The 16,783-nt window shown below is 64.2% G+C and carries 15 protein-coding genes and 1 pseudogene; 3 read left to right on the top strand and 13 right to left on the bottom strand.

The annotated features are described in order from the left end of the window. Positions 1–225: 225 nt before the first annotated feature. The 9 genes from dtd to hutC all read right to left on the bottom strand — a co-directional run bounded on the left by dtd (position 226) and on the right by hutC (position 10,531). Positions 226–663 carry a D-aminoacyl-tRNA deacylase gene (dtd, locus tag OCX61_RS01820; RefSeq protein WP_261942367.1) on the bottom strand — a complete coding sequence of 146 codons (438 nt, stop codon included), beginning with the start codon at positions 661–663 and terminating at the stop codon, positions 226–228. After that, the gene (gene pip, locus OCX61_RS01815; protein ID WP_261942366.1) at positions 660–1,631 is read right to left on the bottom strand and encodes a prolyl aminopeptidase; all 972 of its coding nucleotides are present in this window, start codon (positions 1,629–1,631) and stop codon (positions 660–662) included. The genes dtd and pip overlap by 4 nt, the downstream gene beginning before the upstream one ends. Before the next feature lie 483 nt (positions 1,632–2,114). After that, positions 2,115–2,930, bottom strand: coding sequence for an N-formylglutamate deformylase (gene hutG / locus OCX61_RS01810; RefSeq protein WP_261942365.1), 816 nt, complete (start codon positions 2,928–2,930; stop codon positions 2,115–2,117). A 10-nt stretch (positions 2,931–2,940) separates the two neighbouring features. Continuing rightward, positions 2,941–4,146 carry an imidazolonepropionase gene (gene hutI, locus OCX61_RS01805; protein ID WP_261942364.1) on the bottom strand — a complete coding sequence of 402 codons (1,206 nt, stop codon included), beginning with the start codon at positions 4,144–4,146 and terminating at the stop codon, positions 2,941–2,943. Between the two features lie 15 nt (positions 4,147–4,161). After that, positions 4,162–5,553 (bottom strand): L-histidine transporter HutT, encoded by a 1,392-nt coding sequence (gene hutT, locus OCX61_RS01800; protein ID WP_261942363.1) that lies wholly within the window; start codon positions 5,551–5,553, stop codon positions 4,162–4,164. A gap of 166 nt (positions 5,554–5,719) precedes the next feature. After that, complete coding sequence (gene hutH / locus OCX61_RS01795; protein ID WP_261942362.1) at positions 5,720–7,252, bottom strand: histidine ammonia-lyase; 1,533 nt, start codon at positions 7,250–7,252, stop codon at positions 5,720–5,722. A gap of 70 nt (positions 7,253–7,322) precedes the next feature. Next, positions 7,323–8,996 carry a urocanate hydratase gene (gene hutU / locus OCX61_RS01790; RefSeq protein ID WP_261942361.1) on the bottom strand — a complete coding sequence of 558 codons (1,674 nt, stop codon included), beginning with the start codon at positions 8,994–8,996 and terminating at the stop codon, positions 7,323–7,325. A 255-nt stretch (positions 8,997–9,251) separates the two neighbouring features. After that, positions 9,252–9,824, bottom strand: a complete 573-nt coding sequence (locus OCX61_RS01785) for a HutD/Ves family protein (RefSeq protein WP_261942360.1) — start codon at positions 9,822–9,824, stop codon at positions 9,252–9,254. Further along, positions 9,821–10,531 (bottom strand): histidine utilization transcriptional repressor HutC, encoded by a 711-nt coding sequence (hutC, locus tag OCX61_RS01780; protein WP_152955680.1) that lies wholly within the window; start codon positions 10,529–10,531, stop codon positions 9,821–9,823. Before hutC ends, OCX61_RS01785 begins: the two co-directional genes overlap by 4 nt. 145 nt (positions 10,532–10,676) lie before the next feature. Between hutC and OCX61_RS01775 the strand changes: the two genes are divergently transcribed. Further along, complete coding sequence (locus OCX61_RS01775; RefSeq protein WP_261942359.1) at positions 10,677–12,041, top strand: formimidoylglutamate deiminase; 1,365 nt, start codon at positions 10,677–10,679, stop codon at positions 12,039–12,041. A 34-nt stretch (positions 12,042–12,075) separates the two neighbouring features. Here OCX61_RS01775 and OCX61_RS01770 read toward each other — a convergent pair whose 3' ends face one another. Further along, a complete protein-coding gene (locus tag OCX61_RS01770) occupies positions 12,076–12,648 on the bottom strand; it encodes a lipocalin family protein (protein WP_261942358.1) in 573 nt (190 codons plus the stop codon). Next, positions 12,645–12,899 (bottom strand): outer membrane protein assembly factor BamE domain-containing protein, encoded by a 255-nt coding sequence (gene bamE, locus OCX61_RS01765; protein ID WP_261942357.1) that lies wholly within the window; start codon positions 12,897–12,899, stop codon positions 12,645–12,647. The genes OCX61_RS01770 and bamE overlap by 4 nt, the downstream gene beginning before the upstream one ends. A gap of 197 nt (positions 12,900–13,096) precedes the next feature. On the opposite strand from bamE, the pseudogene OCX61_RS27245 reads away from it, so the two are divergent. Both OCX61_RS27245 and OCX61_RS27240 read left to right on the top strand, forming a co-directional pair. Next, positions 13,097–14,113 (top strand): annotated as a pseudogene (locus OCX61_RS27245) (cache domain-containing protein); the annotation flags it as partial. Between the two features lie 72 nt (positions 14,114–14,185). Then, entirely contained in the window at positions 14,186–15,016 is an 831-nt protein-coding gene (locus OCX61_RS27240; protein WP_400809045.1) for a methyl-accepting chemotaxis protein, read from the top strand. Between the two features lie 109 nt (positions 15,017–15,125). On the opposite strand, the gene OCX61_RS01755 is transcribed toward OCX61_RS27240, so the two are convergent. Further along, positions 15,126–15,722, bottom strand: a complete 597-nt coding sequence (locus tag OCX61_RS01755; RefSeq protein ID WP_085677983.1) for a DUF924 family protein — start codon at positions 15,720–15,722, stop codon at positions 15,126–15,128. A gap of 3 nt (positions 15,723–15,725) precedes the next feature. Continuing rightward, complete coding sequence (locus OCX61_RS01750) at positions 15,726–16,736, bottom strand: class 1 fructose-bisphosphatase (RefSeq protein WP_016712457.1); 1,011 nt, start codon at positions 16,734–16,736, stop codon at positions 15,726–15,728. Positions 16,737–16,783: the final 47 nt, after the last annotated feature.

Here is a 16,783-nt window from a genome sequence, read left to right as displayed (position 1 = left end):
CCAGCGACAAATGCCGGGTTGGCGAGCACTGTTCGGACCCCATGAGGGCGTAATGATTCCCCAAACAGGTCCAGACAATGCTCGAGTCAGAGTGAAACGAACCTGCGAACGCAGGCTCACGCAGCGCGCGATTATCCAGCAGGATGCGTTACAACGCATCAGGCTGGACCAACTATTTATCGTACAAAACCCCTTGTTTTCCTATAAACAAAGGGTTTTTCGACCTCATATTTGTAACAAGAATGTCACAGGGCCATCATTGACCAGGTGCACCTGCATGTCTGCACCGAAGCGCCCGCTCGCCACATCGGCATGCTGGCCACGAGCCTTGTTCAAAAGATAGTCGAACAATTGCGCCCCGAGCGCCGGCGGCGCAGCCGTCGAGAAACTCGGGCGCATCCCGCTGCGGGTATCGGCCGCCAGGGTGAACTGGGACACCAGCAACAAGCCGCCACCCACATCCTTCAGCGACAGGTTCATTTTGCCCTGATCGTCGCTGAACACCCGATAATTCAGCAGTTTGTGCAACAGCTTGTCGGCATGTTCGCGGGTATCTTCAGGTTCGACGGCCACCAACACCAGCAACCCCTGGTCGATGGCCCCGACAATCTCCCCGCCCACTTCCACGCGTGCGCCACGCACGCGCTGCAGCAAGCCCCTCATGCTTCTTCCAGCGGCAGGTCGAGCAGACGGCGGGCCATCTGGTCGGCCGCACGCACCAGGGCATCGGTGATGCCGGGCTCGGAGGCGGCATGGCCGGCGTCGCGAATGACCTTCAGCTCGCTGTTCGGCCAGGCCTGGTGCAGCGCCCAGGCGTTGTCCAACGGGCAGATCACGTCGTAGCGGCCATGCACGATAACCGCCGGCAGGTGAGCGATCTTCGGCATGTCGCGAATCAGCTGGTCTGGCTCCAGGAACGCGTTGTTCATGAAGTAATGGCATTCGATGCGGGCGATCGACAGCGCGCGCTGCGGTTCGGAGAAGCGGTCGACCACCAGCGGATTCGGGCGCAGCGTGGCAGTGCGGCCTTCCCAGGTGGACCAGGCCTTGGCCGCATGCATCTGGGCAATCTGGTCGTTGCCGGTCAGGCGCTTGTGGAAGGCCTTGACCAGGTCACCCCGCTCTTCCGGCGGGATCGGCGCGATGTAGTCCTGCCAGTAGTCCGGGAACATGCGGCTGGCGCCTGCCTGGTAGAACCACTCGATTTCCTGTGGGCGGCACAGGAAGATGCCGCGCAGGATCAGGCCGTGCACGCGCTCGGGGTGGGTCTGGGCATAGGCCAGGGCCAGGGTCGAGCCCCAGGAGCCGCCGAACAGCACCCATTTGTCGATCCCGAGATGCTCGCGGATGCGCTCCAGGTCCTCGACCAGGTGCCAGGTGGTGTTGTTCTCCAGGCTCGCGTGCGGCGTGGAACGGCCGCAGCCACGCTGGTCAAAGGTGATGATGCGGTACAGATTGGGGTCGAAATAGCAACGGCTCTGGGCATCACAGCCCGCGCCCGGGCCACCGTGGATGAACACCACAGGCAGACCTTCCGGCGAGCCGCTTTCATCGACATACAGCACATGCGGCGCTTCCACGGCCAGATCGTGCCTGGCGTAGGGTTTGATCTGCGGGTAGAGGGTCTGCATTGCGCACTCCGTGTGAGGTTTGGTTCGGCCGTGGGCCATCATAAACCTGAATTGCGCGAAGAGCATGTGTCCGTGTGAATCGTCGGGTTCTTGGGCTTGCTGGCGATGGCAGGCACTGGTGGGGCGTGCTGACTGGGAGGTTATGGTTTGAGAGTGTGTCAGGGCTGGCGGGTGTCCGACGACGGCTCTTCAGCGCCCTCAAGATCGAGCGCCGCCCGCGCGGCGCATCGCGAGCTGCGCTCGCTCCTACGTTTGTTTCGGGCCAATTATTCCTGTTGGATTTGCGCGCGAACACCTTGGTGCATGACTCGATATCGCGTCGTACCAACAAAGCGGTCGCGCGCGCCTGCCACGGGCGTTACTGGCCTGAAACAAACGTAGGAGCGAGCGCAGCTCGCGATGCGCCGCGCGGGCGGCGCTCGATCTCATAGGCGCAGAAAGGGTCATGGCGAACACCTGCCAGCCCTGACACGGTCAAACGCCCTACCCTCGCGAACCACCTTGGTACCGCTCCTCACCCCACGCCAGCACAGTCTCCAGCAGGCGCTTGAGCACTACCTGCGTCGGCTCTGCCAGATCCTCACGATAGCCGAACGGCTCCACCTCATTCATATAGGTGCACTGCCCCAACTCCAGCTGTACGGCATGGATGTGATTGGCCGGTTCACCATAGTGGCGAGTGATGTGCCCGCCCTTGAAGCGGCCATTGAGTACATGGGTGTAGGCCGGGAACCCGGCGCAAACACCCTGCAGCCGCTCAGCCAAGAGCGGATCGCAACTGGCGCCATTGAAGGTCCCCAGGTTGAAATCCGGCAACTTGCCGTCGAACAGATGCGGTATCACCGACCGGATCGAGTGCGCATCCCACAGCAACGCATAACCGAACGCCTCACGCATCCGCGCCAGTTCGCGACGAATCGTGTCGTGGTACGGCCGCCAGATCTGCTCCAGGTACACAGCCCGCTGCTCAGGACTGGGCGCCTTGCCTTCCTTGAACAACGGCTCCCCCTCGAACAGCGTCGCCGGATACAACCCGGTAGTGGCGCCTGCGTACAAGGGCTTGTCGTCGTCCGGGCGGTTCAGGTCGATGACGAAGCGCGAATACTCCGCTGCCACCACGCTGGCACCCAGCTCGCGGGCGAAGTCATAAAGGCGCGGGATGTGCCAATCGGTGTCGGGCAGGCTGCGCGCCTGCTCGACCAGGCCCATGTCCACGGCCGGGGTCAGCTTGAGGCCGGCATGGGGCATGCTGATCAGCAGTGGCAGGCGGCCTTGGTGAAAACTCAGTACCTTGTCCATCGTGCCTCGCTCAGTTGGAAATTTCGTGACCCTTGCGCACCACGCGCTTGGGCAGGTCACCGCCCAGCCAGTAGGCCAGGTCGGCGGGGCGGGCGATCTGCCAGGCGACGAAATCGGCGACCTTGCCAACCTCCAGCGAGCCGTGGCTGTCACCCAGGCCGAGTGCCGTGGCCGCATGCAGCGTGACACCGGCCAGGGCTTCTTCCGGCGTCATGCGGAACAGCGTGCAGCCCATGTTCAGCATCAGGCGCAGCGACAGCCCGGGCGAGGTGCCTGGGTTGAGGTCGCTGGCCAGGGCAATCTTCACGCCGTGGCGACGCAGGGCCTCCATCGGCGGCAGCTGGGTTTCGCGCAGGAAGTAGAAGGCGCCCGGCAGCAGCACGGCGACCGTACCGGCGGCGGCCATGGCGATCGCGTCTTCCTCGGTCATGAACTCCAGGTGATCGGCCGACAGCGCCTGGTAGCGCGCCGCCAGGCTGGAGCCGTGCAGCGAAGACAGCTGCTCGGCATGCAGCTTCACCGGCAGGCCCAGTTCATGGGCCTTGATGAACACCCGTTCGACTTGCGCCGGGGAGAACGCCAGGTGTTCGCAGAAGGCGTCCACCGCATCCACCAGGCCCTCAGCGGCCAATGCTGGCAGCATCTCGTCGCAGATGTGCGCGATGTAGTCGTCGGCCCTGCCGGCGTATTCCGGCGGCAAGGCGTGGGCGGCCAGGCAGGTGGCGCGCACCGCCAATGGCAGCTCGTCGGCCAGGCGCCGCGCCACGCGCAGCATCTTGCGTTCGTTGGCCAGGTCCAGGCCGTAGCCGGACTTGACCTCGATAGTCGTCACGCCATCGCGCATCAACGCCTGGACCCGCTGGCGAGCACTGGCGAACAGCTCATCCTCGCTGGCCGCGCGGGTGGCCCGCACGGTGCTGGCGATACCACCGCCCTGGGCGGCGATCTCGGCATAGCTGACGCCTTGCAGGCGTTGCTCGAACTCGCCGCTGCGGTTACCACCGAACACCGCATGGGTGTGGCAATCGATCAGCCCTGGGGTGACCCAGGCGCCGCCCAGGTCCACCGTGCGGTCAACCTCGAACGGCTGCAGTTCGGCGCGGGGGCCGATCCACTCGATCAGCCCGGCGCTGGTGACGATGGCCGCATCCTCGATGATCGAGTAACGGCCCTCGGCCAGGGTTGCCGCGTGGCAGTGCTGCCAGAGGGTTCTCATGTGCAATCTCCTTGACTAGCGGTGCAGCTCGACCGGTGCGTGCTTGCCTGCGCGCGGCTTGCACCACAGCAGGTAGGACGCCACCAGGAACACCACCCAGAGCACGCCGACCAGCAAGGCCGCCTGGGTATCCGGGAAGTAACCGAGCACACCGAAAATGAACACCATGAAGGCAATGGCCATGGCCGGGCCGTAGGGCCAGAACGGTACCGGGAACTTCAGCTGGGCCACTTCTTCACGACTCATGCTGCGGCGCATGGCCACCTGGGTGACCAGGATCATCAGCCACACCCACACAGTGGCGAAGGTGGCGATGGAGGCGATCAGCAGGAACACGTTTTCCGGGATCAGGTAGTTGAGCAGCACGCCGACCAGCAGCGCCGCGCCCATCACCACCACGGTCATCCATGGCACGCCGTGCTTCGACAACTGGCCAAAGCTGCGTGGCGCGTGACCTTGCTGGGCCAGGCCGTACATCATGCGGCCGGCGCCGAAGATGTCGCTGTTGATTGCCGATATCGCGGCCGAGATCACCACGATGTTCAACACGGCAGCGGCCGAACCGATGCCCAGGTGGCTGAAGATCTGCACGAACGGGCTGCCTTCGCTGCCGATCTGCGGCCATGGGTACAGGCACATCAGCACGAACAGGGTCAGCACGTAGAACAGCAGGATGCGCAGCGGTACGGCGTTGATCGCCTTGGGGATGACGCGCTGCGGGTCCTTGGCTTCACCGGCGGTGACGCCGATGATCTCGATGCCGCCGAAGGCGAACATCACCACGGCGAAGGACGCGATCAGGCCGCCGATGCCATTGGGCATGAAGCCGCCATGCGCGATCAGGTTGCTGATACCCACGGCATGTTCGCCACTCACCTGGCTGAAGCCGAAGGCCATGATGCCGAGGCCGGCCAGGATCATCGCGACGATGGCGCCGACCTTGAGCAACGACAGCCAGAATTCCATTTCGCCGAACACTTTGACGTTGCACAGGTTGAGGCCGCCGATCACGAAGACGATGCCCAGCACCCAGATCCAGCGGGCTACTTCGGGGAACCAGAAGCCCATGTAGATACCGAAGGCGGTGATGTCGGCGATGGCGACGATGACCATCTCGAAGGCGTAGGTCCAGCCGAGGATGAAGCCGGCCATGGGGCCGAGGTAGGTGGTGGCATAGTGGCCGAAGGAACCGGCCACCGGGTTGTGCACGGCCATTTCGCCGAGGGCGCGCATGACCATGAATACGGCGGCGCCACCGATCAGGTACGCCAGCAGCACGGCCGGGCCGGCCATCTGGATGGCCGAGGCGGAGCCGTAGAACAGGCCGGTACCGATGGCGGAACCAAGGGCCATGAAGCGGATGTGGCGGGCCGTTAGCCCGCGCTTGAGACCTTGAGCTTGCTGCATGTCACGTCCTTAAATTGTTTTTGTGGTCGTGAGATCGAAGGGGGCTGCTGTGCAGCCCATTCGCGGGCAAGCCCGCTCCCACAGGTACAGCACCAGCCTTGAAGGCTTCGGTACTCCTGTAGGAGCGGGCGTGCCCGCGAAGGGCCGCGCAGCGGCCCCAAGGGCATCACAGACTAGGCAGGACGCCGGCAGGCAGCAGCCCGGTCAGGCTGCCCCTGGCCAGCAGCTCGACGGCGGCCTCGATGTCCGGCGCAAAGAAGCGGTCACGGTCATAGTGCGGCACTTCACGGCGCAGCGCCTGGCGCGCCTGCTCCAGCTTCGCCGAAGTCTTCAGGCCTTTGCGCAGGTCCAGCCCCTGACACGCACCCAGCCATTCGATGGCCAGCACGCCACGGGTGTTCTCGGCCATTTCCCACAGGCGCTTGCCAGCGGCCGGGGCCATCGACACGTGGTCTTCCTGGTTGGCCGAGGTCGGCAGGCTATCGACACTGTGCGGGTGCGACAAGGCCTTGTTCTCGCTGGCCAGGGCGGCAGCGGTGACCTGGGCGATCATGAAGCCGGAGTTGACCCCGCCGTTTTCCACCAGGAACGGCGGCAGCTGGGACATGTGCTTGTCCATCATCAGCGAGATGCGGCGCTCGCTCAGCGAACCGATTTCGGCGATCGCCAGGGCGATGTTGTCGGCGGCCATGGCTACCGGCTCGGCGTGGAAGTTGCCACCGGAAATCACGTCACCTTCGGCGGCGAACACCAACGGGTTGTCCGACACGGCGTTGGCTTCGATGCCCAGCACCTCGGCGGCCTGGCGGATCTGGGTCAGGCAGGCACCCATGACCTGTGGCTGGCAGCGCAGCGAGTACGGGTCCTGGACCTTGTCGCAGTTCTTGTGCGACAGCGACACTTCGCTGGCGTCGCCCAACAGGTCGCGGAAGCAGGCCGCGGTGTCGATCTGGCCACGCTGGCCACGCACTTCATGGATACGGGCATCGAACGGCGAACGCGAACCCAGTGCCGCTTCGACGCTCAGGCCACCGCAGGCGATGGCGGCGGCATACAGGTCTTCTGCCTGGAACAGGCCGCGCAGGGCGTAGGCGGTGGAAGCCTGGGTACCGTTGAGCAGGGCCAGGCCCTCCTTGGCAGCCAGGGTCAACGGCTCGAGGCCGGCGACAGCCAGCGCTTCGGTAGCCGGCAGCCACTGGCCCTGGTAACGGGCCTTGCCTTCGCCCAGCAGCACCAGCGACATGTGCGCCAGCGGTGCCAGGTCGCCAGAAGCGCCAACCGAGCCCTTGAGCGGGATGTGTGGGTAGACTTCGGCGTTGACCAGGGCGATCAGCGCATCGATGACCTTGCGGCGGATACCGGAGAAGCCACGGCTCAGGCTGTTGATCTTGAGGACCATGATCAGCCGCACCAGGGCGTCGTCCAGCGGCGCGCCGATACCGGCCGCGTGGGACAGCACCAGCGAGCGCTGCAGGTTCTCGAGATCGTGGCTGGCAATACGGGTCGAGGCCAGCAGGCCGAAACCGGTGTTGATGCCGTAGGCGGTACGGTCTTCGGCAATGATCTGCTCGACACAGGCGACGCTGGCGTCGATGGCCGATGCGGCGCTGGCATCCAGCTGCAGGCGCACGGGTGCGGCGTGGATCGCGCGCAGCTGGGCCAGGGTCAGGGTGCCGGGCTTGAGGGTGAGTTCGGTCACTTCGCTACTCCAATTCTGTCAGGGGCCCGCAGGCCCCTCTTGTTGTTCAGTATCACTCAAAGTGCAGCGATCAGCCCGTGATCATTGGCAGGTCGAGGCCCTGCTCTTTGGCGCAGTCGATGGCGATGTCGTAGCCGGCATCGGCGTGGCGCATCACGCCGGTCCCCGGGTCGTTGGTCAGCACGCGGGCGATACGCTCGGCGGCTTCATCGGTACCGTCACAGACGATGACCATGCCCGAGTGCTGGGAGAAGCCCATGCCCACGCCACCGCCGTGGTGCAGCGAAACCCAGGTGGCGCCGCCTGCAGTGTTGAGCAGGGCGTTGAGCAGCGGCCAATCGGAAACTGCGTCGGAGCCGTCGCGCATGGCTTCGGTTTCGCGGTTGGGGCTGGACACCGAACCGGAGTCCAGGTGGTCACGGCCGATCACCACCGGTGCCGACAGTTCGCCGCTGCGGACCATTTCGTTGAAGGCCAGGCCCAGCTTGGCGCGCAGGCCCAGGCCAACCCAGCAGATACGTGCCGGCAGGCCCTGGAAGCTGATGCGCTCGCGGGCCATGTCCAGCCAGCGGTGCAGGTGGGCGTCGTCCGGGATCAGCTCCTTGACCTTGGCGTCGGTCTTGTAGATGTCTTCGGCATCACCGGACAGCGCCGCCCAGCGGAACGGGCCGATGCCGCGGCAGAACAGCGGGCGGATATAGGCCGGGACGAAGCCTGGGAAGTCGAACGCGTTGCTCACGCCCTCTTCCTTGGCCATCTGGCGGATGTTGTTGCCATAGTCGAAGGTCGGGATGCCCTGCTTCTGGAAGTCGAGCATGGCCTGCACGTGCACGGCCATCGACTGCTTGGCGGCCTTGACCACAGCAGCCGGCTCGGTCTGCGCGCGGTCGCGGTACTGTTCCCAGGTCCAGCCGGCTGGCAGGTAGCCGTTCAGTGGGTCGTGGGCGCTGGTCTGGTCGGTGACCATGTCCGGGCGCACGCCGCGCTTGACCAGCTCAGGCAGGATTTCGGCGGCGTTGCCGTGCAGGGCGATGGAGATCGCCTTGCCTTCGGCGGTGTACTTGGCGATGCGCGCCAGGGCGTCGTCGAGGTCAGTGGCCTGTTCGTCGACGTAGCGGGTTTCCAGACGGAAGTCGATGCGGCTCTGTTGGCATTCGATGTTCAGCGAGCAGGCACCGGCCAGGGTCGCGGCCAGTGGCTGGGCGCCGCCCATGCCGCCGAGGCCCGCGGTCAGTACCCACTTGCCTTTGAGGCTGCCGCCGTAGTGCTGGCGACCGGCTTCGACGAAGGTTTCGTAGGTGCCCTGGACGATGCCCTGGCTACCGATGTAGATCCAGCTGCCGGCGGTCATCTGGCCGTACATGGCCAGGCCCTTGGCGTCCAGTTCGTTGAAGTGTTCCCAGTTGGCCCAGTGCGGCACCAGGTTGGAGTTGGCGATCAGCACGCGCGGAGCGTTGCTGTGGGTCTTGAACACGCCGACCGGCTTGCCCGACTGCACCAGCAGGGTTTCGTCGTCTTCCAGGCGGGTCAGGGTCTCGACGATCTTGTCATAGCAGGCCCAGTTGCGTGCGGCGCGGCCAATACCGCCATACACCACCAGCTCTTTCGGGTTTTCCGCGACCTGCGGGTCGAGGTTGTTCATCAGCATGCGCAGAGGAGCTTCGGTCAGCCAGCTCTTGGCGGTCAGCTTGTTGCCACGTGGGGCACGGATTTCAACGTCACGGTATTTGTTGTTGTCAGTCACGGGAAGGTCCTCGGCGGTTGTCCGCAGGCAGATGTGTCGTGGTCAATATACAAACACATCTTTACTTGTATGTACAAGCATGGACAACCAAAAAAAACGGACCACTCCTCCGAATTCATGAATGCACTGGGGCCGCTTCGCGCCCCATCGCCGGCAAGCTCGGCTCCCACAAGTACAGCGCACGCCTGGAAGCTGGCGATATTCCTGTGGGAGCCGCGCTTGCCGGCGATGGGGCGCGAAGCGGCCCCGGTTATCTCACGCTGGAATGAGTTCGATCAGGCAGAATCGCCCCTGCACATCCAGCCCGAGCAACTCATCATTGCCCTCGAGCCGCAGGCAGTCATAGCGACCCAGCCGCTGCGTTTCATGCCCAGCCATGGCCACCTCGACCTGGTTGCTCGCAGCAAACAACAACACCGTCGACGCCGAGCTGTACAAGCGGCTGGTGCCATCGAACCACTGCAAGCGCGCCCGATAGCGCAGCGGCGCATAGATCAGGTTGAAATCGCGGATCGGCCCACCGAGCAACTTGCAGCTGACCTGGCTCTCGCCACTGAAGGCGAACGCATCGAACGGCAGCAACGGCCGGCTGGCCTGGTCGTCGACCAGCAAACGCATGCCATCGCCCTGGAGCACGGTGATGATCCGCTGGTAGCCGGCGAACACGGAAAACCCGCCCGACTCCTCGATATCGGCGATCGACAGGCGCCAGCCGAAACCATCGAGCCCTTCGCCGTTGTCGCGGGTGATCTCTTCGGTGAAACCGCCACCGTTCTTCCAGGGCATGCGCGGATAATCCTGCGCACGCAGCAATTGCAACTGGGTCATTTACTGAAACGTCCTTCAAGGCGGTGACGGGAACCGGGATGGATCAACCGCGCCGCCGTCACTGGCTGGCGGCCGGACCAGGTGCGCCGGCGAATCAGCAGGCAGGGTTCGCCCCGCTCGATCTGCAGCAGGCGGCACTCTTCGGGCTCGGCAAGAATCGCCTCGACCACGTGCTCGCCCTCGGTCAACGGCGCGACCTGGGACAGATAGGCATAGGGCGTCTGCCGGGTGAAGTCCTGCTTGAGGTAGTCGGGGGCGATGGCCGCGTTGACGTAGCGGTCCTCGATCTGCACCGGCACGCCGTTCTCGTAATGCACGATCAGCGAATGGAACACCCGCTGCCCTTCACGCATGTCCAGCGCCAGGGCACGTTCGGAGCCTGCGGCCTCCTCGGCCAGCTTGATCACCTGGCAGCTATGCTGGTGGCCGCGGCCGGCGATCTCGTCGGCGATGTTGTTGACCTCGAACAGCGCCGAGCGGGTCTTGGGTTCGGCAACGAAGGTGCCCACGCCCTGCATGCGCACCAGCAGGCCTTCAGCGGTGAGTTCACGCAAGGCGCGGTTGATGGTCATGCGGCTGAAGCCCAGCTCGCTGACCAGTTCGCTCTCCGAGGGTACCCGGTGATGCGGTGGCCAGCTGCCGTTTTCGATCTGCTGGATGATCATCTGCTTGACCCGGGCATACAGCGGCGCCGGGCCCTCGCCCATCTGGGCAACCAGCGCGGAGACAGGAGGTGTCGGCACGGCGTTGAGTCCTTAGGCAATGGAATGAGCGGTAGCTTGCCGCAGTTTACCCGGCAGGCAAACGCCTGTATATGTATATACAAGTTAAACAATAACAGGATTCTTGCCGATGTCCGCCTATTTCGCCGAACGCGCCCTGCTGCCTACTGGTTGGGCCAGTAACGTCCGCTTCGAAGTATCCAGTGACGGCTTGCTCAGCCGGATCGAAGCCGACGCCTCGGCCGACGGCGCCGAGCGCCTGGCCGGGCCGTTGCTGCCAGGCATGCCCAACCTGCATTCGCATGCGTTCCAGCGAGCCATGGCGGGGCTGGCAGAAGTCGCAGGCAACCCCAACGACAGCTTCTGGACCTGGCGTGACCTGATGTATCGGCTGGTCGGCAAGATCACCCCGGAGCAGCTGCAGGTCATTGCCCGCCAGCTGTATATCGAGATGCTCAAGGCCGGCTACACCTCGGTGGCCGAATTCCACTATGTGCACCATGACCAGGCAGGCAAGGCGTACGCCGACCCCGCCGAGCTGTCCCGTCGCATCAGTGCGGCCGCCGCCAGCAGCGGCATCGGCCTGACCTTGCTGCCGGTGCTGTACAGCCACGCCGGCTTCGGCGGCCAAGCCCCGAACGAAGGGCAGCGGCGCTTCATCAATTCCACCGAACAGTACCTGCATTTGCAGGCGCAACTGGCGCCGCTGCTGGCGGCACAACCCGCCCAACAGCTGGGCTTGTGCTTCCACTCGCTGCGCGCGGTCACCCCTGGCCAGATCGCCGAGGTGCTGGCGGCCGGCAATCAGCAATGCCCGATTCATATCCACATCGCCGAACAGCAGAAGGAAGTCGATGACTGCCTGGCCTGGAGCGGGCTGCGGCCGCTGCAGTGGCTGTACGAGCATGTCGATGTAAACCCGCGTTGGTGCCTGGTGCATGCCACCCATGCCGAAGCGGATGAAGTCACGGCCATGGCGCGCAGTGGTGCTGTGGCCGGGTTGTGCCTGACCACTGAAGCCAATCTGGGCGACGGCATTTTCCCGGCCGTGGATTTCCTCGCCCAGGGCGGGCGCATGGGCATTGGGTCGGACAGCCACGTATCACTGAGCGTGGTCGAGGAACTGCGTTGGCTGGAGTATGGCCAACGCCTGCGGGATCAGCGGCGCAACCGGCTGTACCGCAGTGATCAACCAATGGTCGGGCGCACGCTCTACGACGCGGCCCTGGTCGGCGGCGCACAGGCACTGGGGCAGCCGGTGGGAGAGCTGGCGGTGGGCAAGCGGGCCGACTGGCTGGTGCTGGATGGGCAGGATCCGTATATCGCCATGGCCGAGGGCGACGGGATTCTCAACCGCTGGTTGTTCGCTGGCGGCGACCGTCAGGTGCGGGATGTGATGGTCAATGGGCAGTGGGTGGTGCGGCAGGGGCGGCATGCCCACGAAGAACAGAGCCGGCAGGCGTTTGCCGGAGTGCTGCGCGCGCTTCTGGGCTGAATACAGAGGGGCCGCCACAGCGGCCCCTGTCATCTCAATGCATCTGCACGATCTGCTTGTCGGGCGTGCGCCAGATCAGCCGGCTGGTGTCATAGCCCTGCTGACGAGCCTTGGACATCAGGCTCTCGCGCTCCCACACCGGCAAGGTCGGCGTGCGCGACAGGATCCACAGGTACTTGCGGTCCGGGCTGCCGACGATCGCCGTGCGGTAGCGATCATCCACGTACAGGATCCAGTATTCGCCCTTGGCCACACCTGGCACCAGGCGGGTGAACCAGTTGTCGAACTCGACCCACAACCTGTCGGTATGCCCCGGCTCCTGGATCTTGGCGTGCCCCTCGGCACGCAGCCACTCATCCCCCATCGTGCGGCAGCGGTTGAGCACGCCATACGAGCCATCGGGCTTGAGGTTGTAATGCGCTTCGGACTGCGCGCACTCGGCCTGGTACTTCATCGGCAGGCGCGCCAACTCGTACCACTTGCCCTGATAGCGCTTGAGGTCGACATCACCAGCGGTTTTCGGCGCCAGCGGGTCGTGGGCGGAGGTGGCGCAACCCCCCAGCAGCATCACCAGGCACAGCCCCAGCAGCAGATGCAGACGCCTCATTTGAGACCCTGCCCGGAGTAGATCAGCACCTTGTCGGCCGCGTATTGCACGCTGATGAAGCTCTTCTCGTCCCCCCAGGTACAGCTGCTCATGCCCAGCGCACCGGAGCACTCGGTGGGCGTGCCGAGCAGTTGCTCGACTTCGGCCTTGTTCATGCCGGTCTTGAGCTTGGAATAGTTTTCCTGATTGATCTTGCTGCACGCGGTCAGGACGACGCACAAGGACAACAGGGCGAGGGAACGCAACGACATGAAGGGACACTCCTGGAAAATAGACACAGGCGAGTGGCCTGCAGTGGTGTTCGACGGGAAAAACCCTCCCTGGTTCCCTGACAACCCCTCTTTCGTTGTACGCCGTTGGTCGGCTCCCCCTGCGCAAACGATTAATGTTTTGACGTACCGCGACGACACAGCGAGCACGCTGTGGCGAGTTGCCACAGCCCCCTCCTATGCCTTGCCTTGTGCAGACCAGAAAAATGACCAAGAACCTCAAGTTCAGCCACAAGATCCTGCTGGCCGCCGCCCTCGTGGTGGCCGTTGCCTTTACCTGTTTCGTGCTGTTCAACGACTACCGACAACGCCAGTCCCTGCGCAGCGACGTTCAGACCAACCTGCAGGACCTGGGCAGCCTCACCGCTGGCAACATCCGCAACTGGCTCGACAGCCGTATCCAGTTGCTCGACTCCCTGGCCCAGCAAATCGCGGTCGATGGGCCGGGCAAAGCCAGTTTGGACCGCAGCCTGGCCTTGCCGGTGTACAGCAAGAACTTCCAGCTCACCTATTTCGGCGGCCAGGACGGCAGCATGCAGTCGGTACCGGTGGGCAACCGCGCCGCCGACTACGACCCTCGGGTACGGGGCTGGTACAAGGCTGCCAGCGCCAGCGGCCAGACCATCGTCACCGAACCGTACATCTCCGCCTCGGCCGGCAAGCTGGTGATCACCCTGGCCACCCCGGTGCAGCAAGCGGGCCGGCTGATCGGTGTCAGCGGCGTCGACACCGACCTGCAGACCATCAGCAACCTGATCAACGCCCTGAACTTCGACGGCCAGGGCCATGCCTTCATCGTCAATGGCGAAGGCAAGATCCTGATCCACCCCAAAGCCGACCTGGCCCTGAAAACCCTGGCCGACGTCTACCCGCAAGACACACCCCGAATCGGCAGCGGCCTGAAGGAAGTCGAAGTCGATGGCCGCAAGCAGTTCATCAGCTTCACCCACGTCGACGGCTTGCCGTCGGCGGATTGGTACGTGGCCCTGGTACTCGACCAGGATGCAGCGTTCGCCATGCTGGGTGAACTGCGCACCTCGGCCATCGTCGCCACCCTGATCGCGGTGGTGGTGATCATCGCCCTGCTCGGCTTGCTGATCCGCGTCCTGATGGAGCCGCTGCACCTGATGGGCCGTGCCATGCATGACATCGCCGAAGGCGAAGGTGACCTGACCCGGCGCCTGAGCATCCACGCCCACGATGAATTCGGCAGCCTTGGCCAATCCTTCAACCGCTTTGTCGAGCGGATTCACGAGTCGATCCGCGAAGTGGCCTCGGCCACCGGGCAGGTCAACGCCGTGGCCGCCCAGGTGGTGGATGCCTCGAATGCCTCGATTGCCAACGCCGACCAGCAGTCCAGCCGCACCAGCAGTGTGGCTGCGGCCATCAATCAGCTAGGCGCCGCCGCCCAGGAAATCGCCCAGAACGCCGCGCTGGCGTCGCAGCACTCCAGCGAAGCACGCGGCCTGGCCGAGGATGGCCAGCAGGTGGTCGGGCGCACCATCGAGGTGATGAACCAGCTGTCGGCACGCATCAGCGACTCGTGCGGCAACATCGAGACACTCAATGCCCACACCGCCAACATCGGCCAGATCCTCGATGTGATCAGCGGCATATCCCAGCAGACCAACCTGCTGGCGCTCAACGCCGCGATCGAAGCGGCCCGCGCGGGCGAGGCCGGGCGTGGCTTTGCCGTGGTAGCCGACGAAGTACGCAACCTGGCGCACCGCACCCAGGAATCGGCTCAGCAGGTGCAGCGCCTGATCGAGGAACTTCAGGCCGGCGCGCAAGTAGCGGTCAGCACCATGAACCAGAGCCGCCAGCACAGCGACCACAGCGTGGGCATTGCCAACCAGGCCGGCGAGCGCCTGGGCAGCGTGACCCAGCGCATTGGCGAGATCGATGGCATGAACCAGTCGGTGGCCACCGCCACCGAAGAGCAGACGGCCGTGGTCGAGTCGATCAATGTCGACATTACCGAGATCAATACGTTGAATCAGGAAGGGGTACAGAACCTGCAGAGCACCTTGCGTGCCTGCACCGACCTGGAGCATCAGGTCGATCGGTTGAAGCATCTGGTGGGCAGTTTCAGGATCTGATCCGGCGGCGCCTGCTTCGCGGGTAAACCCGCTCCCAAAGGTACTGCACAGCCCTTGAAACCTGCGCTTTACCTGTGGGAGCGGGTTCACCCGCGAAGAGGCCCTTGCGTCAGAACCGGGAACCAGGCTCCAACAGGAAGTCCATCTCTTCGCTGGTACTCGGCCGCCCCAACACCAGGTTACGGTGCGGGAAGCGGCCGAACCGGGCAATTACCCGCTGGTGCTGTTCGGCGTAATCGAGAAAACCTTCGAACAAGCGCCGGTTGCCCTCTGGCTGCTCTTCGAGCAGCACCTGGTAACGTTCGACGCACAGGTTCTGCCAGTCCAGCACCTCGGCATGCTCCAGCACCAGCAGCACGAACACCCGCTGGATCGGCAGCAACTGGTAATCCCAGTGCTTCTGCAGCCCCTGCATGGCCACCACCTGGGCACGCCGATCGCCTTCAAAGGCGCGCGGCGTGTCGCGGTAGAGCATGCGCGGCAGCTGGTCCAGCAGGATCAGCAAGCCGAGCCAGCCTTGCGGGCTCTGCTGCCACTCGTCGAGCCCACCCGCCAGGGCGTGCTCGACCAGGTCGCCAAACAGCGCCTGGGCTTCGGCATCGTGATGCTTGCCGAACCACAGCGTGCTCTTCTCGTCAGCCACGGCCTGGGGACTGGTGCCCCAACCGAACCACCACTCCAGCAACGGCTGCCAAGGTGCGAGCATGACTTACTCCTTGTGGTAAGCGGTGACGCGCTCGACCTCTTCCTTCGAGCCGAGGATGACCGACACACGCTGGTGCAGGCTTTCTGGCTTGATATCGAGGATGCGATCGTAACCGTTGGTAGAGGCGCCGCCGGCCTGTTCGATGATGAACGACATCGGGTTGGCTTCGTACATCAGGCGCAGCTTGCCCGGCTTGCTCGGCTCGCGGGCGTCACGCGGGTACATGAACAGACCGCCACGGGTCAGGATGCGGTGCACGTCGGCCACCATCGAGGCGATCCAGCGCATGTTGTAGTTCTTCTTCAGCGGGCCGGTCTCGCCAGCCAGCAGTTCGCCCACGTAGCGCTGCACCGGGGCTTCCCAGTGACGCTGGTTGGACATGTTGATGGCGAACTCGGCAGTGCTTTCCGGTACGCGGATGTTTTCGTGGGTCAGGACGAAGCTGCCCAGTTCGCGGTCCAGGGTGAAGCCCTTGACGCCATTGCCCAGGGTCAGGATCAGCATGGTCTGCGGGCCATAGATGGCGTAACCGGCGGCGACCTGCTGGGTGCCTGGCTGCAGGAAGGCGTTTTCGTTCAGGGTTTCGTTCTGGCTCAGGTACTCGTTAGGGCAACGCAGTACCGAGAAGATGGTACCGACCGACACGTTGACGTCGATGTTGGACGAGCCGTCCAGCGGGTCGAAGACCAGCAGGTAGGCGCCTTTCGGGTACTTGCCCGGGATCTGGTAGGCGTTGTCCATTTCCTCGGAGGCCATGCCGGCCAGGTGACCGCCCCACTCGTTGGCTTCCAGCAGGATATCGTTGGAGATCACGTCCAGCTTCTTCTGGACTTCGCCCTGCACGTTCTCAGTGCCCATGCTGCCCAGCACGCCGCCGAGGGCGCCTTTGGACACGTGATGGCTGATTTCCTTGCACGCACGCGCCACCACTTCGATCAGGAAGCGCAGATCGGCAGGGGTATTGTTGCTGCGGGTCTGCTCAATCAGATAGCGACTCAGGGTAACGCGGGACATGTATGGCTCCGAAAGGATAAGGGGAGAAAAACCCCCGCAGTTTACAG

It is taken from the genome of Pseudomonas sp. LRP2-20 (assembly GCF_024349685.1).
GTDB lineage: Bacteria > Pseudomonadota > Gammaproteobacteria > Pseudomonadales > Pseudomonadaceae > Aquipseudomonas.
The sequence above is the reverse complement of the archived record's forward strand: the minus strand, read 5'-3'. Positions and strand labels throughout refer to the sequence as shown.

What these genes read in the sequence shown, in the direction of transcription:
- OCX61_RS01770 (WP_261942358.1), bottom strand. Translation starts at nt 12,648, where the DNA reads ATGAGGCGTCTGCATCTGCTGCTGGGGCTGTGCCTGGTGATGCTGCTG.
- hutT (WP_261942363.1), bottom strand. Translation starts at nt 5,553, where the DNA reads ATGCAGCAAGCTCAAGGTCTCAAGCGCGGGCTAACGGCCCGCCACATC.
- OCX61_RS01775 (WP_261942359.1), top strand. Translation starts at nt 10,677, where the DNA reads ATGTCCGCCTATTTCGCCGAACGCGCCCTGCTGCCTACTGGTTGGGCC.
- hutI (WP_261942364.1), bottom strand. Translation starts at nt 4,146, where the DNA reads ATGAGAACCCTCTGGCAGCACTGCCACGCGGCAACCCTGGCCGAGGGC.
- dtd (WP_261942367.1), bottom strand. Translation starts at nt 663, where the DNA reads ATGAGGGGCTTGCTGCAGCGCGTGCGTGGCGCACGCGTGGAAGTGGGC.
- OCX61_RS01750 (WP_016712457.1), bottom strand. Translation starts at nt 16,736, where the DNA reads ATGTCCCGCGTTACCCTGAGTCGCTATCTGATTGAGCAGACCCGCAGC.
- OCX61_RS01785 (WP_261942360.1), bottom strand. Translation starts at nt 9,824, where the DNA reads ATGACCCAGTTGCAATTGCTGCGTGCGCAGGATTATCCGCGCATGCCC.
- hutG (WP_261942365.1), bottom strand. Translation starts at nt 2,930, where the DNA reads ATGGACAAGGTACTGAGTTTTCACCAAGGCCGCCTGCCACTGCTGATC.
- bamE (WP_261942357.1), bottom strand. Translation starts at nt 12,899, where the DNA reads ATGTCGTTGCGTTCCCTCGCCCTGTTGTCCTTGTGCGTCGTCCTGACC.
- pip (WP_261942366.1), bottom strand. Translation starts at nt 1,631, where the DNA reads ATGCAGACCCTCTACCCGCAGATCAAACCCTACGCCAGGCACGATCTG.
- OCX61_RS01755 (WP_085677983.1), bottom strand. Translation starts at nt 15,722, where the DNA reads ATGCTCGCACCTTGGCAGCCGTTGCTGGAGTGGTGGTTCGGTTGGGGC.
- hutC (WP_152955680.1), bottom strand. Translation starts at nt 10,531, where the DNA reads ATGGGCGAGGGCCCGGCGCCGCTGTATGCCCGGGTCAAGCAGATGATC.